Below are 25,753 nucleotides of genomic sequence, written 5' to 3'. Positions count from 1 at the left end.
CCGAGGAGGCGAAGGACATGAAGCACAGCAAGGTCGGTTCGGTCATGGCGAGCGAGGTCGTCAAAGCCGTCCGCGACTCGTCGTTCAAGGAGGTGGCCCGGCTCCTGGACCGGCACCGCATCAGCGGTCTTCCGGTGGTGGACGACGACGAGCACGTCATCGGCGTGCTGTCCGAGACGGACCTCATGGTCCGGCAGGCGGAGGCCGACGACCCGTACGCGCCCGCACCCGCCGTCCGCTGGCGCCGGTTCCTGCCAGGCGGGCGCAAGCGCACCGCCAAGGCGGCGGCGCGCACCGCGGGACAGCTGATGTCAAAGCCCCCCGTCCTCGTGCACGCCGAGGACACCATCGCGCAGGCCGCCCGCACCATGGCCCGCCACCGCGTCGAACGGCTCCCCGTCGTGGACGACGAGGACCGGCTCGTCGGCATCGTCACGCGCCGCGACCTGCTCCAGGTCTTCCTGCGGCCCGACGCCGACATACGCCTCGAAGTCGTCGACGAGGTCCTGGTCCGCACGCTGTGGCTGGCCCCGCAGTCCATCGCGGTGGAGGTCGTCGACGGCGTGGTGACGCTGCGCGGGCGGCTGGAGCGGCGCAGCGACGTGCCGATAGCCGTCCGCATGACCCGGCAGATCGACGGCGTGGTCGCGGTCGTCGACCACCTCACCTACCGCCTCGACGACTCCCACCTGCGGCCCACGGACGAGGCGCTGCAGGGCGTCGCCGACGACTGGCTGCGCAGGCTGTGAGGAGGGTACGGCGATGGCACTCACCGTCCTCGTCGCCTACGGGTCGACGTACGGATCCACCGCAGAGCTGGCCCGGACGGTTGCGGCCGCGCTCACCAAGGCCGGGCTGGCCGTCGACGTGCGGTCGGCCGCGGACGTACGGGAGGTGACCGCGTACGACGCGGTGGTGCTCGGCGGCGCCGTGTACGCGGGGCGCTGGCAGCGTGATGCCCGGCGCTTCGCTCGCCGTCACCGGCGTGCGCTCGCGCGGCGGCCTGTGTGGCTGTTCAGCAGCGGGCCGCTGGACTCCGCCGCGTCCGACCGGGAGGTGCCGCCTCCGCCGTCCGTGCGGCGCATGGCCGTGCGGCTCGACGCCCGCGGGCACGCGACCTTCGGGGGCCGGCTCGACCAGCAGGCCCGCGGCCCCGTCGCCCGGATGATCGTCCGGTCGGGGAAGGGCGGCGACTTCCGCGACTTCGACGCGGTGACGGCCTGGGCCGACGCCATCGCGCGGGAGATCGCCTCCGTCGCGGAGTGCGGAGGCTGATGCCATGCGGACCCGGAAGCTGGGGTGGCGCTGGCGCCGCAGTCCGCTGCGGCGGCGCTCGGACGTGGTCGAGGCGTGGGCGGTGCTGCTGGTCGGCACCGTGCTGATCCTGGGCGTGCCCGCCGCCGGGTTCGTCGCCGGGGCGGTCGTGCGCTCCGATGCCCGCGCGGAGGCGGGAGCCGAGCAGCGGGCACGGCACCAGGTGCGGGCCACCCTCACCGCCGACGCGCCCCGTGCGGTGCCGTCCGTCGACGGCTCGCTCGCCCCGCACCAGGTGCCGGCCCGCTGGACGGCGTTGGACGGCACCGAGCACACCGGAGCCGCCGACGCCCCGGCGGGCAGCCGGCGCGGGAACGTCATCCGCATCTGGGTCGACGAGAACGGCGACGCCACGGACGAGCCGCTGGGCGAGGACGACGTCACGGCGCGCGTGGTGTGCGCGGGCGCCGCCGCGGCGGCGGGCATGGCCGCACTCGCCCTCCTCGTCCTCCAGGCCGTGCGCGGCGCCCTCGACCGGCGCCGCATCGCCGCGTGGGACCGCGCGTGGCAGCGCACCGGGCCCGGGTGGACCAGCCGCAGGGCGTGACCTGCCGCCGAAGGGACCGCCCGGTCCCGTCATCGGTCCCCCACCGGTCCCCGTCACGGGCCGATCGGCCCCTGCCTCGCCGGGCTCCCGTGCTCGACGGTGGTCGTAGGAGGTTCCCAGCGGGTGCCCGGCACGACGGCCCGGCACCACGACACGGACGCGGCCGCAACGGCACGGACGCCGAGGAGGATTCCATGGTCGCCACCGGAGTCACGGCAGTGATCGACCGGGAGGGGCTCGCCGCCCTGGTCGCCGCTCTGGTGGCGGAGGGCCGCACCGTCGTGGGGCCCACGGTCCGCGACGGTGCGATCGTCCTCGCCGCACTGGCCTCCGCCGACGAGCTCCCGTTCGGCTGGGGCGTCGAACTCGACGCCGGGCGCTACCGGTTGACACCCCGCGCGGACGGCGCGGCGTTCGCCCACAGCGCCGGACCGCAGTCCTGGAAGACCTTCCTGCACCCGCAGCGCGAGCAGCTGTGGAGCGCGCGGCGCGGGCCGGACGGCGTCCCTGAGTTCACCGCCACCCGGCCCGAGGTGCCCGCGTACGCCTTTCTCGGCGTACGCCCCTGCGACCTGCGCGCCATCGCGATCCAGGACCGTGTCCTCGCGGGCGGGCGCCACCCGGAACAGGGCTATCAGGAGCGGCGGAGGACGGCGCTGCTGATAGCCGTCGAGTGCACCGAACCGGGCGCGACGTGCTTCTGCGTGTCGGCGGGCGGCGGCCCCGCGGCGGACGCCGGCTTCGACCTCGCGCTCACCGAGGTCGTCGACGCGGACGGCCACCGGTTCCTCGTCCGCACCGGAAGCGAGGAGGGCGCGCGACTGCTCGGCGACGTGCCGCACCGGGAGGCGGACGTGGCGACCGAGTCCGTCGCGCGGGGCGCGGTCGACGGTGCCCGCGACCGCATGGGCCGCGCGCTGCCGCCGGTCGACCTGCGGGCGCTGATGGGCGCGAGCCTGACGGCGGCGCGCTGGGACGACGTCGCGTCCCGCTGCCTGACCTGCGCCAACTGCACCATGGTGTGCCCCACGTGCTTCTGCACGACCACCGAGGAGGTCACCGACCTCACCGGGGATCACTCCGAACGGTGGCAGCGCTGGGACTCCTGCTTCGATCTCGACTTCTCCTACCTCCACGGCGGGCCGGTGCGCGCCTCCGCGCGCAGCCGCTACCGCCAGTGGCTCACTCACAAACTCGGCACCTGGCACGACCAGTTCGGCAGCGGGGGCTGTGTGGGCTGCGGGCGGTGCGTCGCCTGGTGCCCGGCCGGGATCGACATCACCGCAGAGGTGGCCGCGCTCGCGGCCGAGCAGCACGCGGCGGCAGCAGACGGCCGGACGCCGCAGGAGGCGGTGGCAACCGACGGCGGCCGACCGGCGCGCCGCGACAGGGAGGAACAGCGATGAACACGACGTCCACATCCACCACCCGCATGATCCAGGCCCTGGCCCCCGAGCACCGCACCCGCCTGCTGCGCGTCGCTCGTGAGGTCAACATCCCGCAGGGCACCCGCCTGTTCGAGGAGGGCCGGCGCGCCGACCGGTTCTGGATCGTCCGCACCGGCACCGTGACGCTCGACATGCACGTGCCGGGGCACCGCGCGCCCGCCATCGAGACGATCGGCTTCGACGAACTCGTCGGCTGGTCCTGGCTGTTCCCGCCCTACGTGTGGCAGCTCGGCGCGGAGGCGACCACGCCGGTGCGCGCCTACGAGTTCGACGCGACGGCGGTGCGGCTGATGTGCGAGAACGACGCGGAGCTCGGCGCGGCTGTGGGCCAGTGGGTCGGCAAGGTCCTCGCCCACCGCCTGCAGTCGGCCCGCACCCGCCTGCTCGACCTGTACGCGCCCTACGGCAGCGGCAGTCCGCGATGACCACAGGCCCGGCACCCGCTCCGATGGCGGCACCACCACCGGCCGAGCCGCGCCTGCCCGTGCCGTACCGGGTGATCGCCCGTCGGCGCGAGACGCCCGACACGGTCACGCTGCGGCTCGACCCCCTCGCGGCGGCGCTGCCGCGGTTCGCTCCCGGCCAGTTCGCCATGGTGCACTGCTTCGGCCGCGGTGAGATTCCCGTCTCGGTGAGCGCCCTTCCGGCCACCGGCGGGCTCGCGCACACCGTGCGGGCCGTCGGCGCGGTCTCCGCGGGGCTGTGCGCGGCGCGGGTCGGCGACGTCCTGGGCCTGCGTGGCCCGTACGGCACCGGCTGGGAGCCGGAGCGGGCGCTCGGGCAGGACGTGCTGGTCGTCGCGGGCGGCATCGGGCTCGCCCCGCTGCTCCCGCTGATCCGTGCCGCGGTCGCCGCACCGCTGCGGTTCGGCCGTGTCAACGTCCTGATCGGCGCGCGCACTCCGGACGACCTGCTGTCCACGTGCGAGACGCGGCGCTGGGCGACCGCGTACACGGGCGTCACCGTCGACCGGGCGCCGCGCGGCTGGGGTGGTGAGGTGGGCCTGGTGACCCGGCTCCTGGACCGCGCGCGCTTCGCGCCGTCGCACTGCTCGGCGTTCGTCTGCGGTCCGGAGCCGATGATCCGCGCGACCGCGCGCGACCTGGTCCACCGTGGCGTGCCCGCCCACCGCGTCCGGGTGTCGTTGGAGCGCACCATGCGCTGCGCCACGGGCACGTGCGGGCACTGCCAGCTCGGCCCGCTGCTGCTGTGCCGGGACGGCCCGGTCGTGGGGTGGGACCGGGCGGAACCCCTGCTGAGCGTGAGGGAGTTGTGATGTCCGACCGTCCGGCGGCCGTGCCGACGCTGGCCGTGTTCAAGCTGGCCTCCTGCGACGGCTGCCAGCTGACGCTGCTCGACTGCGAGGACGAGCTGCTCGGCCTCGCGGGCCGGGTGGAGATCGCCCACTTCCTGGAGGCGTCCAGCGCGGTCCGTCCGGGCCCGTACGACGTGGCGCTCGTCGAGGGATCCGTGACCACGCCGGACGACGCCGCACGGGTGCGGCGCATCAGGGCCGAGTCCCGGCGCCTGATCACGATCGGCGCCTGCGCGACGGCGGGCGGCATCCAGGCGCTGCGGAACTTCGCCGACGTCGAGGAGTTCTGCCGCACCGTGTACGCGCGCCCCGACCACATCGACACCCTCGCGACCTCCACCCCTGTCTCCGCGCATGTGGACGTCGACTTCGAGCTGCGCGGCTGCCCCGTCGACCGCGGCCAGCTCCTGGAGGTCCTCACCGCCCACCTCGCCGGCCGCAGGCCCGACATCCCGAGCCACAGCGTGTGCTTCGCGTGCAAGCGGCGCGGCACCGTGTGCGTCACCGTCGCCCACGGCACGCCCTGCCTGGGGCCGGTCACGCACGCGGGCTGCGGCGCGATCTGCCCGGCGTACGGGCGCGGCTGCTTCGGCTGCTTCGGCCCGTCCGGCTCGGCGAACCTGTCCGCCCTGCTGCCGGTGCTGCGGCGCGACGGCCTCGACGGGCGGGCCACCGAGCGCTTCCTGCGCACGTTCAACGCGCCCGCCTTCGACGCCCTCGGCGCACCCGATGTTCTCGACGAGGAGTTACGGCCGTGACGCACCGCGGATCCCGCGTTCTGCACGTCGGCTCGCTGTCCCGGGTCGAGGGCGAGGGCGCCCTGCGCCTGCGCGTGCACGACGGCGAGGTCACCGAGGCGCAGCTGAACATCTATGAGCCGCCGCGCTTCTTCGAGGCGCTGCTGCGCGGCCGCGCGCACACCGAGCCGCCCGACATCACCGCCCGGGTGTGCGGCATCTGCCCGGTCGCGTACCAGATGAGCGCCTGCGCGGCCGTCGAGGACGCCTGCGGTGTCGACATTCCTTCGCGGATCCGCGCGCTGCGCCGCCTGGTGTACTGCGGCGAGTGGATCGAGAGCCAGACCCTGCACATCTATCTCCTGCACGCGCCGGACTTCCTGGGCTGCGACGGAGCGATCGAGCTCGCCCGCACCCGGCGCGCGGACGTCGAGCGCGGCCTGCGCCTGAAGCAGGCGGGCAACGCGCTCCTCGAACAGCTCGGCGGCCGCGCCATCCACCCCGTGAACGTACGCCTGGGCGGCTTCCACCGCGTCCCCGCGCCCGCTGAACTGCGCCCGCTCGCCGAGCGGTTGCACCGCGCCCTGGACGACGCCTGGGACACCGTGCGCTGGGTCGCGGGCTTCGACTTCCCCGACGCGCAGGTGGACGCCGACTTCCTGGCGCTCGCCGCCCCGGGGACGTACGCGATTGAATCGGGCACCCCGGCCGTGCTGCGCACCGACGGCGGCTTCACCACCTTCCCCGTGTACGACTTCCCGCTGCGCGTCCGCGAGGAGCAGGTGCCGCACTCCACCGCCCTGCACTCCCGCCTCGACGGGCGGCGCCATCTCACCGGCTCCCTCGCCCGGTTCGCGATCAGCGGGCGCTGGCTGTCCCGCACGGCGGTGGAGGCGGCGCGCGCGGCCGGACTCGGCGACCCCTGGGAGGGTGTCGTCTGCCGCAACCCGCACCGCTCGATCCTGGTGCGGGCCGTGGAGGTGGTGTACGCGATCTCCGAAGCGCTGCGGATCATCGACACGTACGAGCCGCCCCCGCACCCGTTCGTCGACGTGCCGCCCGCCGCGCGCACCGGACACGGCGCGACCGAGGCGCCGCGCGGGCTGCTCTACCACCGCTACGCCCTGGACGCCGACGGCACCGTGACCGACGCGCTGCTGGTGCCGCCCACCGCGCAGAACCAGGGCGCGATCGAGGACGACCTGCGCCGCACCGCGACCCGTGCCCTCGCCCGACCGGACCTGTCCGACGCGGAACTGACGGACCTGTGCGAGCGGACGATCCGCAACCACGACCCGTGCATCTCCTGCTCCACCCACTTCCTCGACCTCACCGTCGTCCGCACCACCGGAGGCCCCGATGCCTGACGCGCCCCGCACGCACGCCGCGCCCGGGAAGCCCGCGAAGACGGATGCCCCGCACGCCGAGGCGCCGCGCACCCATTCCCCGTACACCGTCAGCGACGTGATGACCCACACCACCATCGCCATCGGCCGCGACGCGTCCTTCAAGGAACTCGTCGAGCTCATCGAGCAGTGGAAGGTCAGCGCCCTGCCGGTCCTCGAGGGCGAGGGCCGCGTCGTGGGTGTCGTCTCCGAGGCGGACCTGCTGCCCAAGGAGGAGTTCCGCGACGCCGACCCCGTGCGCTACGACGTGGTGCGCCGCCTGTCGGACCTGGCCAAGGCGGGCGCGGTCACCGCGGGCGAGCTGATGTCGAGCCCGGCCGTCACCGTGCACCCCGACGCCACCCTCGCCGAGGCCGCCCGCATCATGGCGCACCGCCGCATCAAGCGCCTTCCGGTCGTCGACGCCTCCGGCCTTCTGCAGGGCGTGGTGAGCCGCAGCGACCTGCTCAAGGTGTTCCTGCGCGCCGACGAGGAGATCGCCGACGAGATCCACCACAAGGTCCTCGCCGCGCTGCCTGCCGCGGCCGGGGTCGAAGTCCGTGTCCGCGACGGCATCGTCACCCTCGGCGGCACCCTGCGCGACACGGCCCTTGTCCCCGTCCTCGCCCGCGCCGCCCGCGCCGTCGAGGGCGTCGTCGACATCCGCGTCGACCTCGCCCCACCCGAGAGCGGATCGTGAAGTACCTCGACGAGTACCGCGACCCGGCACTCGCCCGCCGTCTCCTGGACGAGCTGCGCGGCGCCGCGACCCGCCCCTGGCGGATCATGGAGGTGTGCGGCGGCCAGACGCACACCCTCGTCCGCCAGGGCATCGACGAGCTCCTTCCGGCCGGCATCCGCATGATCCACGGCCCCGGCTGCCCGGTCTGCGTCACCCCGCTGGAGACCCTGGACCGCGCGACGGCGCTCGCCGCGCGGCCCGAGGTGATCCTCACCAGCTTCGGCGACATGCTGCGCGTGCCGGGCACGTCGACGGACCTGCTGTCGCTGCGGGCACGCGGCGCGGACGTACGGGTGGTGTACACGCCCATGGACGCGGTCCGCACCGCCGTCGCGCATCCCGACCGCCACGTCGTCTTCCTGGCCGTGGGGTTCGAGACGACCGCGCCCGCCAACGCCATGGCCGTCCTGCACGCCGAACGTCTGGGCCTGGAGAACTTCTCGCTCCTGGTCAGCCACGTCCTCGTCCCCCCGGCGATGACGGCGCTCCTGGCCTCGGAGGACTGCGAGGTCGAGGCGTTCCTGGCCGCGGGACATGTGTGCGCGGTCATGGGCTGGCGCGCGTACGAGCCGATCGCCGCCGACCACCAGGTCCCCATCGTGGTCACCGGCTTCGAACCCCTCGACCTCGTCGAGGGCATCCTCATGGCCGTGCGCCAACTGGAGTGCGGCCGCCACGACGTGGAGAACCAGTACGCGCGGGCCGTGCGCCGCACCGGCAACACCACCGCGCAGGACGTGCTGCGCCGCGTCTTCCGCGTCACCGACCGGGCCTGGCGCGGCATCGGCACCCTGCCCGCCAGCGGCCTCGACCTGGCCCCGCGCTACGCCCGCTTCGACGCCGCCCGCCGCTTCGACCTCACCGACCTGCGCTCCGCCGAAGACCCCGAGTGCGTCGCGGGCGCCGTCCTCACCGGCGCCCTGCTGCCGACGCAGTGCCCCGCCTACAGGGTGCGCTGCACGCCGCGTACGCCGCTGGGGGCGCCGATGGTGTCGGCGGAGGGGACGTGCGCCGCGTTCCACGCGGCAGGTCGGGTCCCTGCACCCGTTGCCCGTATGCCCGCATCGGCCAAAGGGAGCCCGGCATGACCCCGGACTGCCCCCTCCCCCACCACGAACGCGACTGTCTCCTGCTCGGCCACGGGGCGGGCGGCAAGCTCACCGCGGAGCTCCTGGACACCCTGGTCCTGCCCGCCCTGACGGAACAGGCCGACAGCCCGCTGGAGGATGCCGCACCCGTACCCGGCCAGCCCCAACTGGTGGTCTCCACCGACGCGTTCGTGGTCAGCCCGCTCGTCTTCCCGGGCGGCGACATCGGCGCGCTCGCCGTGCACGGCACCGTCAACGACCTGGCGATGCGCGGAGCCCTGCCGCTCGCGCTCAGCTGCGCGGTGATCGCCGAGGAGGGGCTGCCCCTGGACGAGCTGCGGGCCGTCCTGGCCTCCGCGGGCAAGGCGGCCCGCGCCGTGCCGGTCCCCGTGGTCACGGGCGACACCAAAGTGGTGGGCCGGGGAGCCGCGGACAAGCTGTTCCTCATCACGACCGGCGTCGGCCGCCTCCTTCCCGGCCTCACCCCGTCCGTGGCGCGGGCCCGGCCCGGCGACGCGGTGGTGCTGTCCGGCCCCGTCGGCCTGCACGGCACGGCCGTCCTGTCCACCCGCGAGGGCCTCGGATTCGAGTCGGCCATCGCCTCCGACACCCGCCCCCTGCACCGTCTCGTCGAAACCCTGCGGCCCTTCGGCCCGGCCGTGCACACCCTGCGCGACCCGACCCGCGGCGGCCTCGCCGCCGCGCTCAACGAGATCGCCCGCGCCGCGGGCGTGTCCGTGGAGATCGACGAGCGCGCCGTGCCGGTGCCCGAACCGGTGGCCGCGGCCTGCGACATGCTGGGCCTCGACCCGCTGACGGTCGCCAACGAGGGCTGCATGGTGGCCTTCGTCGCGCCCGCGGCCGAGGAGCGCACCCTTGCGGCGCTGCGCGGCCACCCGGAAGGCGCGGCGGCGGTACGCATCGGCAGGGTGACGGAGGGCCCGGCCGGGCGGGTGACCCTGCGCACGCTGGTCGGCGCCCGGCGGGTGGTGGACATGCCGCTGGGTGAGCTGTTGCCGCGCATCTGCTGAGCACCGGGGCCGGGTCGGGGCAGCGCGTCACCCCGCCGCGATGACCTCGATCTCCACCAGCCAGTCGCTGACGAGGGTGGTGGCGACGATCGCCGTGGTCGGCACGGGTCTGCCGCCGAGCGCGGCCGTCCGTGCGGCGGCGTTGGCCTCCGCGTACGCGGGATCCCGCAGATAGCTGGTCAGGCGCACGATGTTGTCGACGGTCATTCCGGCCGAGGCGAGGATGGCCCGGATGTTCGACCAGATCAGGTCGAGCTGTTCCGCGAGGTCCGCGCCGGGCTTCCCGGCCGGGTCGAGGCCCATGGTGCCGGCGACGAAGAGGAGACGCCCCGCGCCGCGCACCTCCATGGCGTGCACGTAGTCGTCCGTGGCCGCGTAGACGCCTTCGGTCGGGTTGTGGGGCACGAACTCCATTGCTTCTCCCTCGCGTTGCTCGGACAGCACAGTTGATCACTGTACAAAGTCCGCGCTCGCAGGTCTGCCCCGTGGGCGGACCGTTCCGCCCACGGGACAGGTGCCGGGGAGGGCCGGTCAGATCGCGGTCAGGTAACCCGGCGCCGGCAGGCGGGTCGCCCACGTCGGCTCGTGGACGTCGGCCAGTGACGTGAAGAGCAGGGCGACGGCGAGTGCGCCCGGGTCCGGGACGCCGAGGGCGTGATCGCCGACGTAGCTCGCGCGGCCGCGCCGGGGACGCAGGGACGCCGTCGAGAGGGCACCTCGGATCGCGGCCTGCGCCGCGGTGGTGAGCGGGGCCTCCGCGGACTCGGCATCGCCCTCGCCCGTCGGCTCCCCCTTCGCCGAGGCGGCAAGGGACTCGGCGGCCGGAACCAGCGCGTCGACCAGCGTGCAGTCGCCCACGCGCGCGCCGCCCACCCGGTGGATGGCCGCGCTCGCGGCGGCGGCCGCCTCCGCCAGTGCCGCGACGGACGGCGCCTGCCCGTCGCCGGGCTCGGCGGACGCCAGGTCCTTGAAGAGCAGCCCGAAGAGCGGGCCGCTCGTGCCGCCGACGTCGTTCAGGAAGGCGTCGGCGAGCGCGGCCGTGCCCTCGGACCCCGTCTCGTCGGCGATGCGCACCGCGCGCCGCACACCGCCGGTGAGGTTGTCCCCGAAGTCGCCGTCGCCGACCAGCTGGTCGAGCTTGGTGAGGTTGTCGCGGACCTGCGCCACGACCTCCGCGTACCGGTCGAGGACGATGCGGCTGCCGGTCGTACGGGCGGTCTCGGCGGGCGCGGCGGCGGTGGACGCAGTGGGAGTGGCGGGGGCGGTGGAGGCAGAGGCCGGGGCGGCGGCCTCCGCGTCCGCGGCGCGCACGGTCCGCGGCAGCATGAGCGGCGTTTCGGTCGGTGCCGTCCACAGGTCGACCCAGCCCTCGTCGAGGCGGGTGAGGGTGAGCGAGAACCCGGCCATGTCCAGCGCGGCGGTGTACGTCCCGGCGACGGTCACGGCGGGGCGCAGGCCGCGCTCCAGGAGCCGGTCGTGCAGCAGCGCGCTGATGGCGTGCAGTTCGAGCTCGGTGGTGGCGCCGAGGCCGTTGACCAGCGCGAGGACGTCCTCGGAGCCCGCAGGCAGCGCGTCGAGCAGGTCGTCGGTCATCCGCCGGACCAGGTCGTCGACGGAGGGCCGGGCGATGGTGCGGGTCCCGCGTTCGCCGTGGATGCCGACGCCGTAGTCGAGGACGCCGGGCTCCAGGGTGAAGGCGGGGGCGGCCGTCGTGGGCGAGGTCTGGGCGCGCGCCGCCACGGCGACGCTGCGCGACTGGGCCACGACGCGGGTGCCGAGCTCCTGGAGCTCCTCCAGCGAGGCGCCCCGGTCCGCCGCGGCGCCGAGCAGCTTCTCCACGACCACGGTCGCCGCCGTCCCCCGGCGGCCCGTCGCGCTGTCGGCGCCATCGGTGGCGAGGTCGTCGTCGACCAGGACGGTCGCGACGGGGATGCCGTCGTGCCGCAGGCGCTCCGCCGCGATCTGGAAGTTGATCACGTCGCCCGTGTAGTTCTTGACGATCAGCAGCACGCCCGCGCTCTTGGCCGCGGCCGCGCTCGCCTCGTAGATCTGCCGGTTGTGCGGCGACGCGAACACCTCGCCGGGACAGACCGCGTCCAGGCCGCCGCGCCCGAGGAGACCGGTGTGCAGCGGCTCGTGCCCGGAGCCGCCGCCGGAGACGAGTCCGACGCGACGGTCGGGGTGCGCGGCGCGGGCCCGCAGGTACAGCGGGGCGCTGTTGACCTCGACGATGCCGGGGTGGGCCAGGGCGAGACCGCGCGCGGCGGTCAGCACGGGGGCGGTTTCCGGCAGGAAGTAGCTCATCTGTCGATTCTCCGTGGGTCAGGGTCGAGGTCGGCGATCAGAGGTCGAGGGCCGGCCCGGGCGCCGCGCTGCCCACCGCGTCGACCACGCCCCACCCTGGACGTGCGCCCACCCTGGACGCCGGGCGGCGCCCAAGGCCGGAACGCCCGGGTACCGGAACTCCGACGTTCCGGCAGGAGCTCCGGCATGCGATCCTGCCACCAGCACCGAAAGGGCGCCAACGCACCCGCCGTGCCGGAAAACCCCTGATCAGCCCCACCATCTTTGCGAGATCTTTACCGTGACCAACGCCCGCCGCGAGGACCTCGGCCGCATGCTCCGCACCTGGCGCAGGGCGCGGGATCCCGGCCTTGCGCTCGGCTCCGCACCCGCGCGCGGGCACCGCACCTACCTCACCCAGCTCGACGTGGCGCTGCAGCTCGGCGTCTCCGAGCGCTGGTACCGGGCGCTGGAGAAGGGCGAGGACCGCCGGTACAGCCGCGAGATGATCGCCGGGGTCTGCCGGATCCTGGGCCTCTCCCGGCACCAGGCCGCCGCCCTCTACCGCAGCACCGGCCACGAGCCTCCGGCCACCGGGACCGCGCCCGCCGGGTCCCAGCCCGGCACACGCGGCGACCTCGATCCGGCGCTCGTCCAGCTCATGCACCAGCAGCGGTACGTCAGCTACCTCTGCGACCAGGCGTGGGACGTGATCGAGGCCAACGCGGTCGCCGCCCGGCACTGCCCTTGGCTCGTCCGCCCCGGCGCCAACGTCATGACCTGGGCGTTCTCCCCCGAGGCCCGCTACCAACTGCGCGACTGGGAGGACCGCTGGGCCGTCCCCCTCCTCACCCGCCTCCGCCTGGCCTGGCAGCGCTGGCCGGCCAACGCGCGCCTCGACGAGGTCGTCCGGGAGGTGCGTGCGCAGCCGGGCGTCACGACGCTCTGGGACTCCTCCGCCCCCGCCCCCGCGGAGCAGCCGCCCTCCGAGGACGTCCGCCCGATGTTCTTCCCCCTGGTCGCCCGGGACCCCGTCGACGTCCGGGTCCTGGCCTGCGGCCCGTACGACGACGTGACGGTCCGCTGGCACCTCGTGGTCCCGGTGGACGGGACACTGATCTTTCCGTAGACCCCGCGTGCCGAGTTAGGGTCACCTTAGTTTACGGTTGCCGTCGAGTCAGTCCTCACCGCTCGAAGGGAACCTGATCATGCACCGCCCCCTGCGGGTAGCCATCGTCGGAGCCGGACCCGCTGGGATCTACGCCGCCGACGCGCTCCTGAAGTCCGACGTGACCGCCGACCCCGGCGTGTCCATCGACCTCTTCGAGCGGATGCCCGCCCCGTTCGGACTGATCCGTTACGGCGTGGCCCCCGACCACCCGCGGATCAAGGGCATCGTCACGGCCCTGCACCAGGTGCTCGACAAGCCGCAGATCCGCCTCTTCGGAAACGTCGACTACCCGCGCGACATCAGCCTGGACGACCTGCGGACCTTCTACGACGCGGTGATCTTCTCCACCGGAGCCACGGCCGACCGCGCCCTCGACATACCGGGCATCCAGCTCGACGGCTCCTACGGCGCGGCCGACTTCGTCTCCTGGTACGACGGCCACCCGGACGTCCCGCGCACCTGGCCGCTCGACGCGGAGAAGGTCGCCGTCCTCGGCGTCGGCAACGTCGCCCTCGACGTGGCGCGCGTCCTCGCCAAGACGGCGGACGAGCTGCTCCCGACGGAGATCCCGCCGAACGTCCACGACGGCCTGAAGGCCAACAAGGCCCGGGAGATCCACGTGTTCGGCCGGCGCGGCCCCGCGCAGGCCAAGTTCAGCCCGATGGAGCTGCGGGAGCTGGACCACTCCCCCACCATCGAGGTCATCGTCGACCCCGAGGACATCGACTACGACGACGGCTCGATCGCGACCCGCCGCGGCAACAAGCAGGCCGACATGGTCGCCAAGACGCTGGAGAACTGGGCGATCCGCGACGTCGGCGACCGCCCGCACAAGCTGTTCCTGCACTTCTTCGAGTCGCCGACCGAGATCCTGGGCGAGGACGGCAAGGTCGTCGGCCTGCGCACCGAACGCACCGAGCTCGACGGCACCGGCAACGTCAAGGGCACCGGCACCTTCAAGGACTGGGACGTCACCGCCGTCTACCGCGCGGTGGGCTACCTGTCCGACGCGCTGCCCAAGCTGCCCTGGGACGTCGAGTCGGGCACGGTGCCGGACGAGGGCGGCCGCGTGATCGAGGAGTCCGGGGCTCACCTGCAGTCGACGTACGTCACGGGCTGGATCCGGCGCGGCCCCGTCGGCCTCATCGGCCACACCAAGGGCGACGCCAACGAGACGGTCGCCAACCTCCTGGACGACCACGCGCACGGCCGCCTCCCGGAGCCCGCCGCGCCCGCCCCGGAGGCCGTGGACGCCTTCTTCGCCGAGCGCGGCGTCCGCTTCACGACGTGGGAGGGCTGGTACCGCCTCGACGCCGCCGAGAAGGCGCTCGGCGAGCCCCAGGGCCGGGAACGCGTGAAGATCGTCGAGCGCGAGGACATGCTCCGCGAGAGCGGGGCCTGACATCGCCGCTGCCCGCCGCCCCTGACCGTCTCAGGCGGCAGCGGGCAGCAGTGCCGAGGAGTCCGGTTCCAGCTGGGTGCCGAAGCCGCCGACGACCGCGAGCCGTTCCAGGTCGACGACGGCGACGCGGTTGGCGCCCAGCAGGGACACGTACGCCATCGGCTTCGCGGGGTGGAGCGACACCGCGGCCGGGGTCCCGTCGAGCTTCAGCGAACGGATCGGCCGCAGGTCCGTGCTCCAGAGGGTGAGGGTGTTGGCGGCGACGTCCGTCACCAACAGCCGTTCGTCGTCGAGGGTGTAGAGCCGCAGCGGGTCTCCGCCCATCTCCCGGCTCTGCCGCACCTTCATGGTGCGCGCGTCGATGGCGACCAGGGCAGAGCTCTTGCGGGCGCCGACGAACAGCGTCTTCTCGTCCCCGCTCAGACAACTGCTCTCGGGCAGCTGTCCCGGAGTCACCAGGAGCGGCGGGGCAGAGGCGTCGTGAGGGCGCACGAGGCTCACCGTGTGCGACAGCAGGCCGGTGACATAGGCGCGTTCGCCGTCGCGGCTGAGGGTGAACAGATGGGTCTTCACCCCGTGCGTGGGTACCGCTCGGGACGGCGCCTCGTCGGTGGCCGGGGCGTCGAAGCCGAGCAGTACCGCCTGCGCCTCGCTCAGGGCGTACAGCCGGTCGTCACGGTCGATGCCCATGCCGTGGATGCGTCGGAACGGCCGCGTGTCGATGGTCCGGGCCAGGGACCGCTCGACGAGGTCGATGACGAAGACCGCGGCGCCGCCCTCGCCCTCGGTGGAGGACATGCGGACTCCGTAGTGCCCGACATAGGCGAGTCGTCTGCGCGAGTCGACGACCATCTCGTGCGGGTAGTCCGGCAGTTGGACCGTCCGCAGGCGCTGTCCCGACGCGGTGTCGTAGAAACTCACCGCGTGGCTGCTCTTCTCCACCACCACGAGCGTGTCGGCCTCCGCGGCCCGCGCGGCACCCGCGGCACCCGCGGCAGAGAGGGAAAGACCGCTCGCCAGCGTTCCGGCACCCGCGGCCTTGATCACCGTACGGCGCGTCACCACAGACCCTCACCTCGATCCGGACCGGGGGCACTCCTCGCCGATTGCCCGCTGCCCCAACCGTTGCCCACTACACCGGCGATGCATACGTCACCCCGGATCGTCCCGTCCAACGGGACACATTCCTCTCAACTCCCCCACACAGGAAGACGTAATGCACCTTTTAGACCATTCATCACCATCTGCCGCGACTGCCGCGCGCACTCAGTGCGCGGATCGGTCCGATCAGCGCCCGGTAGACCGGCCGCACCACGCGGCCGGGAAGACGGCGGTGCCGTTCCTCCTGCCAGACCCTGGCCCTGCGGTGCGCCGCGATGGGCGACCACCGGTCGAAGTCCGGGGGCCGGGATGTGTGGCATTCGATGCGACAGAGGTGCTTCGTGCTGATGAAGCCGTACTGACTGGGGCTCACCAGCCGCACCGGAGCGCCGTGGTCGCCGTCGAGCGGCCGCCGGTCGAGCCGGTCGGCGAGGAGCACGTCATCGCCCAAGGCGTCCTCGAGCAACGCGATCGACCGGTAGCCGTCGAGGCCCTCGAAGACGACATGGCTGACCGAAGCGTCCGGCGCGAGCAGCGGTTCGACCCGCGTGCGATACAGGTCCCGGAACGCGACTCCCTCCCACAGCAGGCCGGTTGCCGACCATCCGGCGACACAGTGGAAGTCGGCCCCGAGCTCTCGGCGTGGCAGCTTCGCGAGGTCGGCCACGGACAGGGTGATGGTCTCGGCCAGAGCTCCACCGATGTCGATGACCGGGTCGGCGGGGACCGGCGGAGGCGGGTGATGCAGGTGCGTGCCGAAGCGCGGGAACCCGTCAACAGCACGTTGACCTGGGGGAAGCGTCATATCGATCCTCCATGGGGTGCGGCCCGGCTCCGGTGGGCTCCCCCACATCCACCGGAGCCGGTATCCGGCCCACGTCCCCGTGCCGTCGGGCCGTCGCTTCGTACGCTAGGACCTCCACCGCACGGGAGATTCAAGGGGGTGAGATGGACGTCACTTGGTCGATCGGGGAACTCGCCACGCGCACGGGCCTGTCGGTGAAGGCCATCCGCTACTACACCGACATCGGCCTGCTGCCGACGGCCCCGCGCAGCGAGGGCGGCCACCGCCGCTACCCGCCGCAGGCGCTGGAGCAGCTGCAGCTCGTGCGGCAGCTGCGCGCGCTGGACGTGCCGATCGCGGCCATCGTCGACGTCGCGACGGACGGGCGCCGTCTCGGCGAGCTGGTGGCCGAGCAGCTGGAGCTTACGCAGACACGCCTTGCGGAACTGCGGTGGCGTGAGGCGGCGTTGCAGGCCCTGGCGGAGTGCTCCGGCCCGGAGCGGCTGCGTCGGCTGCGCGTGCTGGCCAGGGTCAAGTGCCGACCGCAGGCCCCTGTGGACCTCGCCCGGGCGTGGCAGCACGTCCTGCCGTCGGGGCTGCCGGTCCGCCTGGCCGATGGCATCATCGCGCAGGCCGTTCCCGAGCCACCGCGCGATCCCACGCCCGATGCCGTCCTGGCCTACGCCGAGCTCCACTGCCTCGTGACGGAGCCCGCGTTCCTGCGCTACTGGGCCGCGCCCCACGTTCAGGACAAGGCGTCGATGTACGCGGGGCTCCTCGACGCCTCGGCCGGTGTCGCACCCGCCGTCGTCACCGGGCACGCACCGCACGGATGCGAGGCGATGGAGTCGTTCTGCCGTGTCTGCGCCCGTGCCTGGGAGAGGGAGGACACGCCCGAGTTCCGTGCGTTCATGGCCACGGACATGCAGATCACTGTGCCGCCGTTCCGTCGCTACTGGCAGCATCTGGACGTCCTCACCGCCGACCCCGGGCCGAGCCTGGGCAGGACGCACCTCTGGCTCGTGGAGGGGGTCATCGCCGAGTATGGCCCCGCGCAGTGAAGCGGCACCCACCTCGACTCCGGCGAACGCCCAAGGTCAGCTACCACCACTTGCACCTGGCCGTACCTCAGCATCCTCCCGCCAGAAACAGGGGGGATACGTCGCAGGTCGGGCAGGGCTGACGTTCGATGGCGGTGGGGGCGTCGAACTCCGCGTCGGTCCTGTTCAAAAGCTTCATGTGTGACGTGGTTTCAAGAAAGCACTCCAAGAAGCCGATTGAGAACGGGGCGGCCATTCGGGACACCCGACGGCTCGCCGCTGCCGCTGCTCATTTGGCCATGTGTGAGAGTGGCGCAGGATCGTGCAGTGGCCTTCGGCGCCGTACGAGACGGCACCCTTCCACGCGGGAGTAGCGACGCCACTGACCGATCGAACTCACAGCCTTGCGGCGCCCGGCCGGCTGACCGCGTTCCCGCTGGTAGTGCACGGGCAGCAGCAGGCCCACATCACGCGGCAGTCACCTCGGACACGACACCACGTGGCCGTTGTGGGCCCGGCCTGGTTGTGGCCGGTTGTGGTGCGCAACCGCGCCGCACCCGCGCCGGCCAGGGTGACGCAGCAACTCCTCTTCGAGATGATGCGGATCCGTGAAATCGGGTCTGGTCGGAATTTCGTGACGGTCACGATCGCCGACCGGAGCGATCAAGAGGGCCGCCGGGAACGCCCAGGTCATAGGGGTTTCATCAGCGTTGCAGGACGCGCTGCTCCCGAAGGCCTTGGGGCTGATGCTGGACAGGCTGACCCAGGTGGATGGGGTCGCGGTGACTGAAGTCCATGGCGTCGTACCGGAGTTCACCTGTCCGGACGGCGCAACGGTCTCGCGTCGGGTGCACAGTCGTTACGGGCGGCGGCTTGCCGAGTGTTCTGCCGGCGGTCGTCGTGGGGCGGTGAAGCAGGAGGTTCGGAGGTTCTCCTGTGATGCCGTCGGCTGTGAACGACGCACGTTCGTCGAGCATGTCTCCGGGCTGACCTCCCGCCATGCCCGGGGTGAAGGCACTTCGGCGGACCATCGCGCTTGCTCGCAGATGTATGGCCGGGGATCCTTCCCACTCCTCCGTACCCGCGTCCTGCTGCGATCGTGACCGTCACGGAATTCCGACCAGACCCCGTTTCAAGGAGCACCGTCAGAGAAGGGAATGACATGCTTGCCAGACGTAGCAGACAGTTTCGCGCGGTACGCAGGATCGTGGCGGTGCTGGGTGCGGTGGTGATGGCGCTCACCGCCGCGGCAGTCCCGGCGAACAGCGCGGTCCCCGGCGGACGCGAGGGCGACGTCTACATGCGCGACCAGAACTCGGACTTCGGATTCGAGCCGTTCAACGGCTCGGTCTGGAACAGCCCGGACATCAAGGTATGCAACGTCGCCAACCCGGCGTGCGTACCCGCCGACCCCAAGGTCGGCGGCACCAGCTACATCGTCGTGACGCTCAACAACCCCGGCCCCGGAGCGCCGGCGGGCAACGTGTTCGGCAACCTGAAGCTGTACTACACCGCGCTGGGCGGCGCGGCGAACTGGCCGGGCGACTGGAACGACATCAACACCATCGCCGGCCTCACCGTGCCCCCTGGGCAGACCACAGTGATCCTGCCCTGGCCGAATGTGCCGGGCCCTGGCCACTTCTGCCTACTGGCGCGGTGGGTCTCCAACGACGACCCGATGACGTTCGCCGAGGGTGCCAACACGGTGACCAACACCAAGAACAACAACAACATCGCCTGGAAGAACCTGACCACCGTGGCGATGGACAGGTTCACGGCGCAGACGCGGCCGTTCACCGTCCGCAACCCGGGCAACGAGACGTTGCTGACCGACCTCGTGTTCGCCCAGCCGGACAAGCCGTTCGCCGGCCGAGTGATCGTCGACCTCGGCCCGACCCTGGCCGCGCGCTGGAAGCAGGCCGGATCGCCGGGAGTGGGAGTGCGGCAGGTCGGCGCCACCCAGGTGGAGATCGTCGACCCGGGGCAGGCGCGGATCAAGAACCTGCCCCTCACTCCGCGGGAGAAATTCGAGACCAGGCTGAGCTTCACCGCCGGTGACCAGACCGGCCGGTTCGTCGTGGACGCGTGGCAGGCCGACCGGTCGAACGTTGACATCGGTGGCGCCCGCTACGAGATCACAGTGAAGTAGTCGGGTGCCGTGGGTGCGTAACCGGTGTCAGGGCACCGATACGCACCCACGGGCGTTCCCCATCCTCGCGTGCGGGACCGCCAGGCGGATGTCGTCGACACAGTGCCCCCTGTCCGGACTCCTGCCGCATGCTGATGGGCCCGGACGATGCTGGAGTCGACCGGTACCGCCCACGCGATCGTCCCGACCGCATCATGGTGCACCTGGACCTGCGTGAGGATCCGATCCCAGGTCCCATTGCCATGGGCGTTCGGCCCCGGCCAGGGTCGGCGACGCGGCCTGTCCGATACCGCCGCCTGATCGTTCTCAGGCGGCTCGGCTGACGTCCAGCCGTTCGGGCGACGGCTCGTATCCGGCCGCCCTGTAGGTGGCGACGGCGGCAGCGTTCGAGCTCGGGGTGCTGACGAGTGCGCTCGACGCACCCAGTTCACGCAGCGCTGCCGCAGCGGCGACGCTGATCGCGGTCCCGTAACCGCGACCGCGATGGTCGGCGTGCACGCCCACCGGCTCCAGCAGGCCGGGCTTGCCGGGCCCTGCCGACCAGACCGTCGCCGCGGCCACCGCGTTGTCCTGGTCGTCGTAGCCGATCAGGCAGCGGGCGTCGGCGTAGACCGGCCCGGCCGCGAGGACGTGCCAGATCTCCTCGGTGAACCTCGGGCTGCCGAACGCCGACCGGTGCACCGCGGTCCGCACCCCCGCCGTCTCCGGACCGGCTACCTCGATCCGCAGGCCGGAGTCCTGCACCGGCTCGGAGAGGTCGCGGCGCAGCGGCGTCCACGGCTCATCCGGGTTCCAGCCCGCCTCCAAGAGAACCTCGCGGAGCAGGGCGCCGTTCGGCACTTCGAGGCCGACCTTCCCGGGCGGCAGAACCCCGCGCTCCGGATCATTGAGGTCCGCCAGCAGCCGGCGCGCCAGATCACCGTCCTGTCGCAGCTCCGGCGCGGTCGTCAGGCGCAGCACATCAGGGGCGTCCAGGTATCCGACGGCAATGATCCGTCCGTCCACGCTCCAGGTGCGGACGGCCGCGGCCAGCCTCTCCGCGCCCAGCGCCCAGGCCCAGCCGAGGTCTCCGGGATGGAGTTGCAGGGGTGTGCGGTCGTCCTGCCATACGCGGAGGGCATCCACTGCCCCGGCCAGCCCGTCGACACCGGGCTCGTTCAGAACGATCGTCATGTCCCGCATCTCACACCGTCGAGGCGACCGGCCGCACCTGGTTTTGCACAGCCAGTCGGATCGACAGGACACGCCCGATCCTGTTCGATGCACAGATCGTCGTGGAGCGTGACCTTCGCTTGGAGTTCCAGCGGGCCGTCGCGCTTGTGGCCGGGCAGCGGGGCGAACGGGTAGGCCGGTCCAGAGGCCGTACAGCCCATAGGCAGGGCCGATCGGTCCGATGCTGTGCTGCGATTCCGTGGTGGGTGCCGCGTGGCCCCAAGCCCGGGACTTCCGGCCTGTGCACCGGATACGACGACCGGGTCACCCTGGAATCGGGAAGCCCGCAGAGAGGGCAGTGCCATGTCCGACTTCGCTCACCCGGGGCACGCGGCGTACTACCTGGTGCGCGCGGCCACCACCGCGCCCTCACTCCACAACACCCAGCCCTGGCTCTTCGTCGGCGAGGAACAGGACCGCGGCCTGGAACTGCACGCCGATACCTCCCGTCAGCTGCCGCTGACCGACCCTTACGGGCGTGAGCTGGTCATCAGCTGCGGGGCCGCACTGTTCACCCTCCGCCTGGCCATGCGGCGCCTGGGCTTCGCCCCACGCGTCGCGTGCCTCCCGCGCCCCCGCGATCCGGCGTTCCTGGCGCGAGTCGGCTGGGGTGTCTGCGCCGCGCCCACAGCTGACGAGGCGTTGATGTTCGCGGCGCTGCCGCGTCGGCACACCGTCCGCGGCCCGCTGCGGCCCGACCCCCTGCCCGTACCCCTGATCCGCGCGCTGCGCGAACAGGCCCACGCAGAGGGTGCCGCCCTCCGCGTCCTCGCAGGGCCGGACGAACACAGGCTCGCGAACATCGTGCGGGCCGCCGAGCACGTGCACCGGACCACGCCCGGACACACAGCCGAACTCGCCCAGTGGTCCTGGCCGTCCGGCCAACGGCGCCTGGACGGGATCCCGGACGACGCCTGCGCCTTCCACCCCGACTGCACGCCCTTCGCCCTACGCGATTACACCCGCCTCACCCGCGACGTCCTTCCACCGCTGTGGCACGACGCGCCGCGGACCGGTCTGGTGTGTGTGCTCACCACCGCGCACGACAACCGGCTGGACTGGTTGCGCGCCGGGCAGGCCCTGCAGCGCGTCCTGCTGTACGCGGCCGCCCACCAGGTCATGGCCGCCTTCCCTACCCAACCCCTCGAACAGCCGCGTCTGCGGGCGCGCGTCCGGGCGGGGATCGCCGGGGGGCGAGCCCCGCAGGTGATCCTGCGCCTGGGCTACGCCCCACGCCTCGGCCGGCTTCCTCGCCGACCGCCCCCTCGGCGAAGCCGTCCACCAGGCCATGGTCCAGCGACGAAACCAGATCCGAGGATCAGCGGACAACTTCGCCTGAGCTACTTAGCGTGCAGGTGCCTGGCTATGATTCCTTACACCGAGTCAATGGCTGGGGGCGATACGGATGCTTCATGCGATACGGCCGGCAGTCCTTGCTCCCTTGATCATCATTCCTGCGGTGACCGTAGGAGTCCTGATCGCGTATGAGCACAGCACCACCGACTCCCCGTCCGACCTCCCAGAACACCCCTGTCCCATGAATCGTGCCGACGAGAAGGCGCGATATCCCACGGAGTTCACCAAACGGGCACCGCCCTATGCCGGCCGTGGCCCCCATCCGGTGGTCGTCGTGCGCTTCTCTCCTGAACAGGGCACCGACAGCATGGAGCCTTCCGCTGGACATCTTCCAGATGGCTGGGAAGCAGATGGCAAGAGCTGGCCGGTCTCGACTCAACTCGTGCTCTGCGAGTACGGCGAGTTGACAGGTGAGACGGTGGAAGAAGACTGCCGCTACACCGGCGCCGGCATACACGACCTCACAGTGTGGGTTGAGAAAGCCAAGTACACGTATCGGCTGTACGAAGCCAAGACTTCCAGGCTGGTCACCACATTCCAGGTCGATGGTTCTGGCGGATGTCCACGCGATGTCCTCGTTGAGGACAACGCCCCCCTGTCAATTCCGCAAGACGTTGACAGGGAGGGCCTTGTCAACAGCCTGCGCCCGTACGTCGAGCGCAACGGCGGGTCTACTCGCTCAGCCAGGACCTGACACAAGCAAGGGTTGCCTGTGCAGGCAGGCAGGGGTCTCTACGGCCGAACACCTTTGTGCTTGCCATTGCGCCGGGACGGATAGTGGACGTGGCTCTACCCGCTGGACGAGGTGACGCGGGCTCAGATGCGGCGGCATCAACGGCCGGACAAGCACGGCGATTTACGTCACCTCATCGCGGTATTGCGGCAGTGTGGACTGTCCCAGAGGCCTGCGGCACGGGAGAAGTTGTCCCGGCTCAGGGAGCCCCAGACCGCCCACGAGAACACTTCGTCGCTTCGGTGTGCTGTCCCGTTGGGAGCCCTCATGCGGGTATCCGTGTCCAAGGTTGAGCTGTATGTGACGATCCACCGTGACCGTCGTGCTGGCCCGTCTGGTTCGGAGCCGATGTTGGTGCGGTAGGCGTCTCCCTGGGGACATCCGCTACCGGCTGCTTTCCCTACCCCGTGCCTACGGGATGACGAGTAGCTTGCCGGTGGTACGCCGAGCCTCCAGATCGCGGTGAGCTTGGGCGACCTCGGCGAGTGGGTAGCGGGCCGTCACGGTGGTCTCAAGCGCCTTGGTGCGCACCAATTCGAGCACGTCGGCGGCGCGTCGGAGCAGCTCGGACCGATCGGCGATGAAGTGCCCGAGGCTTGGCCGGATCAGGGTCAGCGAACCGCCCTGGGCGAGCCGGATGGGGTCGAAGGGCGGCACCGCACCACTCGCGGCGCCGAAGAGCACCAGATGGCCGCGGGTTCGCAGGCTGGCGAGGCTCGCATCGAAGGTGTCCCTGCCGACGCCGTCGAAGACCACAGGCAGGCCCTGGCCGCCATGGAGCCGCTTCACCTCGGCCGCGAGATCGTCCACTGTTGAGTAGAGGATCACCTCGGCGGCCCCGGCGCGCCGCGCCAGCTGGGCCTTCTCCGGTGTCGAGGTTGTGCCGATCACTCTGCCGCCGAGATGGGTGATGAGCTGGGTCAGCAGAAGCCCCATGCCGCCGGCAGCAGCGTGCACGAGCACCGTGTCGCCCGGCTGGACCGGGTAGGCGTCCTTGACGAGGTAGTGCGCCGTCATGCCCTGCAGCAGCACGGCGGCGGCGGCCTCGAAGTCGACGCCGTCGGGCAGGGGCACGAGCCGGGAGGAGTCCACGACGGCCTGCTCGGCATAGGTGCCGGGAATCTCCACCCAGCCGACCCGGTCTCCCACAGCGACGTGGGTGACGCCGGGGCCAACCTCGAGGACCGTGCCCGTGCCCTCAGTGCCCGGGGTGAAGGGCAGCGGGAGGGTGTACCGGCCCTGGCGGTGGTATACGTCGAGGAAGTTGACGCCGGACGCGGCGACCTCCACGACCGCCTGGCCCGGGCCCGGCATCGGTTGGTCGATGTCGACCAGTCGCAGCACCTCGGGACCGCCCACTTCGGATATCTGAATCGCTCTCATGACCCCTCCTGAAACGGCAAACTTCCCTCACCAACTCCGCTCGTGGCGATCCTATTTCCGCTCGTGGTGAGGTGTCGTAGCCGTCACGTTCAGGTCAGCGACATGAACCCGGCCGTGCCGCGGCAACTGCCCTGGGTCGTGTCCGCAATGTTGGTGGGTAGTCGTGTCTGTCATGGTGCGTCGTCATGAGCTGACCGATGAGTCGTGGGCGGTGATCGCGCCGTTGCTGGTGCCGCCCGGCCCAGGACGCCCCCGGACCCGGCCCGCCCGCATCGCGGCGGACAAGGGCTACTCGTCTGCGAAGATCCGCACCTACCCGCGACGACGCGGCATCAAAGCAGCCATTCCCGAGCGGACCGACCAGATCAACGGCCGTCTCCGCCCAGGCGAGAGCCGCTGCCGACCCGACCGGGCCGCCTACCGGCGCCGCAACGTCATCGAGCGCTGCTTCAACCAGCTCAAACACAACAAAGCCCTGGCCACCCGCTACGACAAACGCGCCCGTCACTACCGCGCCCTGGTCACCCTCGCCTGCCTACAACTCTGGCTCCCCCACATTGCGGACACGACCTAGGAGAAACCCACCCCGGCCGCGCAGTTGCCCCCGGCCCGTGTCCGCCGAGGGTTCAGGGACATCCGTCCCCACACACTAGGTCCAGCACGTGTTCCCAAACCCCGCGGCACCGGCCCCGGACGGCCACCCGGTGTGAAGAACCGGCGACGTGCACAAGGGCACCCGATCGTTCTTGGCACAGGCGGCATCAGCCCAGACGATGGCGATCTCCGGATGCAGGAGAGCGAGGCGGACCAGCAGCGCCCTGGCGATGAGCGCGTCCTGGGCGTCAGCGGGGGTGACCATGAGCAGCAGGATCAGGCCGCGGTGATCGCAGATCAGGATGTCTCTACCGGCCGTTGATCACCTTGTGGCCGTCGTCGCAATCCGCCCAGCGGTCCGGCACGCGCTACAGCGGGCGCTGATACCGAAGTTCGGTGAGCACGACGCCGTCGTAGTCGTCGTCCTGGGTGCCGCCGTCGGCCCGGTAGCCCAGCCGTTCGTAGAAGCGACGGGCGCCGCCGTTGTCACGGAGGACCCACAGGACCGACAGCGGGAAGGGGTGCGTCACCATGCGACTGTGAGCCTCGGCGAGGAGCGCCCGGCCCGTCCCCCGGCGGGTCAGACCCGGAAGCACATAGAGCGCGTAGATCTCCCCGGCCGCACGCATGCCGGGCGGCTGCTCCCGGCACGGTCCGAAGCTGATCCAGCCGACGGGAGCACCCGCGTCGACGGCCACCAGGTCCGTCGACTGTCTGCCGGGGTGCGTGAACCACGCGCGCCGCTGGGCGGCGTCGGCCGCGACGGTCATCGCGTCCAGGTACGGCTGCGGCACGATCCCCGCGTACGCGGACTGCCAGCCCCGTACCCGAATCGCCGAGACGGCTTCCACGTCGGCCTCGTTCATCTCCCGGATGTGCGGCATGGCGTCACCGTACGACGCTGGTCGTTTCAGGGTGAACTGGTTTTGGCGCGGCCG

Annotated in this window: 24 protein-coding genes and 2 pseudogenes; 19 read left to right on the top strand and 7 right to left on the bottom strand. The window is 72.0% G+C overall.

Going from position 1 to position 25,753, the window contains the following annotated elements:
* The first annotated feature begins 17 nt into the window (after positions 1–17).
* From ACFWZ5_RS02515 to hypE, 11 genes are all read left to right on the top strand, one after another.
* Positions 18–749, top strand: a complete 732-nt coding sequence (locus tag ACFWZ5_RS02515) for a CBS domain-containing protein (RefSeq protein WP_384787967.1) — start codon at positions 18–20, stop codon at positions 747–749.
* Between the two features lie 13 nt (positions 750–762).
* Complete coding sequence (locus tag ACFWZ5_RS02510; protein ID WP_384787970.1) at positions 763–1,275, top strand: flavodoxin domain-containing protein; 513 nt, start codon at positions 763–765, stop codon at positions 1,273–1,275.
* A gap of 4 nt (positions 1,276–1,279) precedes the next feature.
* A complete protein-coding gene (locus ACFWZ5_RS02505; RefSeq protein WP_384890101.1) occupies positions 1,280–1,861 on the top strand; it encodes a hypothetical protein in 582 nt (193 codons plus the stop codon).
* A 194-nt stretch (positions 1,862–2,055) separates the two neighbouring features.
* Complete coding sequence (locus ACFWZ5_RS02500) at positions 2,056–3,267, top strand: 4Fe-4S dicluster domain-containing protein (protein WP_384794114.1); 1,212 nt, start codon at positions 2,056–2,058, stop codon at positions 3,265–3,267.
* Positions 3,264–3,734 (top strand): Crp/Fnr family transcriptional regulator, encoded by a 471-nt coding sequence (locus tag ACFWZ5_RS02495; protein ID WP_384794111.1) that lies wholly within the window; start codon positions 3,264–3,266, stop codon positions 3,732–3,734. The genes ACFWZ5_RS02500 and ACFWZ5_RS02495 overlap by 4 nt, the downstream gene beginning before the upstream one ends.
* Positions 3,731–4,585, top strand: coding sequence for an FAD/NAD(P)-binding protein (locus ACFWZ5_RS02490; RefSeq protein WP_384794108.1), 855 nt, complete (start codon positions 3,731–3,733; stop codon positions 4,583–4,585). Before ACFWZ5_RS02495 ends, ACFWZ5_RS02490 begins: the two co-directional genes overlap by 4 nt.
* On the top strand, positions 4,585–5,382 hold the full coding sequence (locus ACFWZ5_RS02485) for an oxidoreductase (RefSeq protein ID WP_384794105.1): 798 nt from the start codon (positions 4,585–4,587) through the stop codon (positions 5,380–5,382). Before ACFWZ5_RS02490 ends, ACFWZ5_RS02485 begins: the two co-directional genes overlap by 1 nt.
* The gene (locus tag ACFWZ5_RS02480) at positions 5,379–6,728 is read left to right on the top strand and encodes a Ni/Fe hydrogenase subunit alpha (RefSeq protein WP_384794102.1); all 1,350 of its coding nucleotides are present in this window, start codon (positions 5,379–5,381) and stop codon (positions 6,726–6,728) included. Before ACFWZ5_RS02485 ends, ACFWZ5_RS02480 begins: the two co-directional genes overlap by 4 nt.
* 100 nt (positions 6,729–6,828) lie before the next feature.
* Positions 6,829–7,446 carry a CBS domain-containing protein gene (locus ACFWZ5_RS02475; protein ID WP_384794116.1) on the top strand — a complete coding sequence of 206 codons (618 nt, stop codon included), beginning with the start codon at positions 6,829–6,831 and terminating at the stop codon, positions 7,444–7,446.
* On the top strand, positions 7,443–8,576 hold the full coding sequence (gene hypD, locus ACFWZ5_RS02470) for a hydrogenase formation protein HypD (RefSeq protein ID WP_384794098.1): 1,134 nt from the start codon (positions 7,443–7,445) through the stop codon (positions 8,574–8,576). Before ACFWZ5_RS02475 ends, hypD begins: the two co-directional genes overlap by 4 nt.
* Entirely contained in the window at positions 8,573–9,607 is a 1,035-nt protein-coding gene (hypE, locus tag ACFWZ5_RS02465; protein ID WP_384794095.1) for a hydrogenase expression/formation protein HypE, read from the top strand. Before hypD ends, hypE begins: the two co-directional genes overlap by 4 nt.
* A 27-nt stretch (positions 9,608–9,634) precedes the next feature.
* Here the strand turns inward: hypE and ACFWZ5_RS02460 are convergent, their stop codons facing one another.
* Both ACFWZ5_RS02460 and ACFWZ5_RS02455 read right to left on the bottom strand, forming a co-directional pair.
* Positions 9,635–10,021: a RidA family protein gene (locus ACFWZ5_RS02460; protein ID WP_384794092.1), complete on the bottom strand. Its 387-nt coding sequence runs from the start codon at positions 10,019–10,021 to the stop codon at positions 9,635–9,637.
* A 117-nt stretch (positions 10,022–10,138) separates the two neighbouring features.
* Complete coding sequence (locus ACFWZ5_RS02455) at positions 10,139–11,911, bottom strand: dihydroxyacetone kinase family protein (RefSeq protein WP_384794089.1); 1,773 nt, start codon at positions 11,909–11,911, stop codon at positions 10,139–10,141.
* Positions 11,912–12,191: 280 nt separating this feature from the next.
* Between ACFWZ5_RS02455 and ACFWZ5_RS02450 the strand changes: the two genes are divergently transcribed.
* Complete coding sequence (locus ACFWZ5_RS02450; RefSeq protein WP_384794086.1) at positions 12,192–13,019, top strand: helix-turn-helix domain-containing protein; 828 nt, start codon at positions 12,192–12,194, stop codon at positions 13,017–13,019.
* Between the two features lie 79 nt (positions 13,020–13,098).
* Positions 13,099–14,463, top strand: a complete 1,365-nt coding sequence (locus tag ACFWZ5_RS02445; RefSeq protein ID WP_384794083.1) for an FAD-dependent oxidoreductase — start codon at positions 13,099–13,101, stop codon at positions 14,461–14,463.
* A gap of 30 nt (positions 14,464–14,493) precedes the next feature.
* On the opposite strand, the gene ACFWZ5_RS02440 is transcribed toward ACFWZ5_RS02445, so the two are convergent.
* The gene (locus ACFWZ5_RS02440) at positions 14,494–15,525 is read right to left on the bottom strand and encodes a YncE family protein (protein ID WP_384794080.1); all 1,032 of its coding nucleotides are present in this window, start codon (positions 15,523–15,525) and stop codon (positions 14,494–14,496) included.
* 175 nt (positions 15,526–15,700) lie between these two features.
* Positions 15,701–16,369 (bottom strand): molybdopterin-dependent oxidoreductase, encoded by a 669-nt coding sequence (locus tag ACFWZ5_RS02435; RefSeq protein WP_384794077.1) that lies wholly within the window; start codon positions 16,367–16,369, stop codon positions 15,701–15,703.
* A 143-nt stretch (positions 16,370–16,512) separates the two neighbouring features.
* Here ACFWZ5_RS02435 and ACFWZ5_RS02430 point away from each other — a divergent pair, with 143 nt between their 5' ends.
* Together ACFWZ5_RS02430 and ACFWZ5_RS02425 are read left to right on the top strand one after the other, a co-directional pair.
* Positions 16,513–17,409, top strand: a complete 897-nt coding sequence (locus ACFWZ5_RS02430; protein ID WP_384794074.1) for a MerR family transcriptional regulator — start codon at positions 16,513–16,515, stop codon at positions 17,407–17,409.
* Positions 17,410–18,487: 1,078 nt separating this feature from the next.
* On the top strand, positions 18,488–19,537 hold the full coding sequence (locus ACFWZ5_RS02425; RefSeq protein WP_384890099.1) for a hypothetical protein: 1,050 nt from the start codon (positions 18,488–18,490) through the stop codon (positions 19,535–19,537).
* 306 nt (positions 19,538–19,843) lie between these two features.
* Here ACFWZ5_RS02425 and ACFWZ5_RS02420 read toward each other — a convergent pair whose 3' ends face one another.
* On the bottom strand, positions 19,844–20,710 hold the full coding sequence (locus ACFWZ5_RS02420; protein WP_384794068.1) for a GNAT family N-acetyltransferase: 867 nt from the start codon (positions 20,708–20,710) through the stop codon (positions 19,844–19,846).
* Between the two features lie 342 nt (positions 20,711–21,052).
* Between ACFWZ5_RS02420 and ACFWZ5_RS02415 the strand changes: the two genes are divergently transcribed.
* Both ACFWZ5_RS02415 and ACFWZ5_RS02410 read left to right on the top strand, forming a co-directional pair.
* Positions 21,053–22,237 (top strand): Acg family FMN-binding oxidoreductase, encoded by a 1,185-nt coding sequence (locus tag ACFWZ5_RS02415; RefSeq protein WP_384794065.1) that lies wholly within the window; start codon positions 21,053–21,055, stop codon positions 22,235–22,237.
* A gap of 49 nt (positions 22,238–22,286) precedes the next feature.
* Positions 22,287–22,799 (top strand): hypothetical protein, encoded by a 513-nt coding sequence (locus ACFWZ5_RS02410; protein WP_384794062.1) that lies wholly within the window; start codon positions 22,287–22,289, stop codon positions 22,797–22,799.
* A 450-nt stretch (positions 22,800–23,249) separates the two neighbouring features.
* On the opposite strand, the gene ACFWZ5_RS02405 is transcribed toward ACFWZ5_RS02410, so the two are convergent.
* Positions 23,250–24,221 carry a quinone oxidoreductase family protein gene (locus ACFWZ5_RS02405; protein ID WP_384794060.1) on the bottom strand — a complete coding sequence of 324 codons (972 nt, stop codon included), beginning with the start codon at positions 24,219–24,221 and terminating at the stop codon, positions 23,250–23,252.
* Positions 24,222–24,459: 238 nt separating this feature from the next.
* Between ACFWZ5_RS02405 and ACFWZ5_RS02400 the strand changes: the two are divergent.
* Both ACFWZ5_RS02400 and ACFWZ5_RS02395 read left to right on the top strand, forming a co-directional pair.
* Positions 24,460–24,795: pseudogene (locus ACFWZ5_RS02400) on the top strand (transposase); the annotation flags it as partial.
* Positions 24,796–24,963 (top strand): annotated as a pseudogene (locus ACFWZ5_RS02395) (transposase); the annotation flags it as partial. It abuts the pseudogene before it with no gap.
* A gap of 220 nt (positions 24,964–25,183) precedes the next feature.
* Here ACFWZ5_RS02395 and ACFWZ5_RS02390 read toward each other — a convergent pair.
* Entirely contained in the window at positions 25,184–25,699 is a 516-nt protein-coding gene (locus ACFWZ5_RS02390; protein WP_384794057.1) for a GNAT family N-acetyltransferase, read from the bottom strand.
* Positions 25,700–25,753 lie beyond the last annotated feature (54 nt).

This window comes from Streptomyces sp. NPDC059003 (assembly GCF_042740445.1).
GTDB lineage: Bacteria > Actinomycetota > Actinomycetes > Streptomycetales > Streptomycetaceae > Streptomyces.
The sequence above is the reverse complement of the archived record's forward strand: the minus strand, read 5'-3'. Positions and strand labels throughout refer to the sequence as shown.

What these genes read in the sequence shown, in the direction of transcription:
- ACFWZ5_RS02515 (WP_384787967.1), top strand. Translation starts at nt 18, where the DNA reads ATGAAGCACAGCAAGGTCGGTTCGGTCATGGCGAGCGAGGTCGTCAAA.
- ACFWZ5_RS02510 (WP_384787970.1), top strand. Translation starts at nt 763, where the DNA reads ATGGCACTCACCGTCCTCGTCGCCTACGGGTCGACGTACGGATCCACC.
- ACFWZ5_RS02505 (WP_384890101.1), top strand. Translation starts at nt 1,280, where the DNA reads ATGCGGACCCGGAAGCTGGGGTGGCGCTGGCGCCGCAGTCCGCTGCGG.
- ACFWZ5_RS02500 (WP_384794114.1), top strand. Translation starts at nt 2,056, where the DNA reads ATGGTCGCCACCGGAGTCACGGCAGTGATCGACCGGGAGGGGCTCGCC.
- ACFWZ5_RS02495 (WP_384794111.1), top strand. Translation starts at nt 3,264, where the DNA reads ATGAACACGACGTCCACATCCACCACCCGCATGATCCAGGCCCTGGCC.
- ACFWZ5_RS02490 (WP_384794108.1), top strand. Translation starts at nt 3,731, where the DNA reads ATGACCACAGGCCCGGCACCCGCTCCGATGGCGGCACCACCACCGGCC.
- ACFWZ5_RS02485 (WP_384794105.1), top strand. Translation starts at nt 4,585, where the DNA reads ATGTCCGACCGTCCGGCGGCCGTGCCGACGCTGGCCGTGTTCAAGCTG.
- ACFWZ5_RS02475 (WP_384794116.1), top strand. Translation starts at nt 6,829, where the DNA reads ATGACCCACACCACCATCGCCATCGGCCGCGACGCGTCCTTCAAGGAA.
- hypE (WP_384794095.1), top strand. Translation starts at nt 8,573, where the DNA reads ATGACCCCGGACTGCCCCCTCCCCCACCACGAACGCGACTGTCTCCTG.
- ACFWZ5_RS02460 (WP_384794092.1), bottom strand. Translation starts at nt 10,021, where the DNA reads ATGGAGTTCGTGCCCCACAACCCGACCGAAGGCGTCTACGCGGCCACG.
- ACFWZ5_RS02455 (WP_384794089.1), bottom strand. Translation starts at nt 11,911, where the DNA reads ATGAGCTACTTCCTGCCGGAAACCGCCCCCGTGCTGACCGCCGCGCGC.
- ACFWZ5_RS02445 (WP_384794083.1), top strand. Translation starts at nt 13,099, where the DNA reads ATGCACCGCCCCCTGCGGGTAGCCATCGTCGGAGCCGGACCCGCTGGG.
- ACFWZ5_RS02435 (WP_384794077.1), bottom strand. Translation starts at nt 16,369, where the DNA reads ATGACGCTTCCCCCAGGTCAACGTGCTGTTGACGGGTTCCCGCGCTTC.
- ACFWZ5_RS02430 (WP_384794074.1), top strand. Translation starts at nt 16,513, where the DNA reads ATGGACGTCACTTGGTCGATCGGGGAACTCGCCACGCGCACGGGCCTG.
- ACFWZ5_RS02420 (WP_384794068.1), bottom strand. Translation starts at nt 20,710, where the DNA reads ATGACGATCGTTCTGAACGAGCCCGGTGTCGACGGGCTGGCCGGGGCA.
- ACFWZ5_RS02415 (WP_384794065.1), top strand. Translation starts at nt 21,053, where the DNA reads ATGTCCGACTTCGCTCACCCGGGGCACGCGGCGTACTACCTGGTGCGC.
- ACFWZ5_RS02410 (WP_384794062.1), top strand. Translation starts at nt 22,287, where the DNA reads ATGAATCGTGCCGACGAGAAGGCGCGATATCCCACGGAGTTCACCAAA.
- ACFWZ5_RS02405 (WP_384794060.1), bottom strand. Translation starts at nt 24,221, where the DNA reads ATGAGAGCGATTCAGATATCCGAAGTGGGCGGTCCCGAGGTGCTGCGA.
- ACFWZ5_RS02390 (WP_384794057.1), bottom strand. Translation starts at nt 25,699, where the DNA reads ATGCCGCACATCCGGGAGATGAACGAGGCCGACGTGGAAGCCGTCTCG.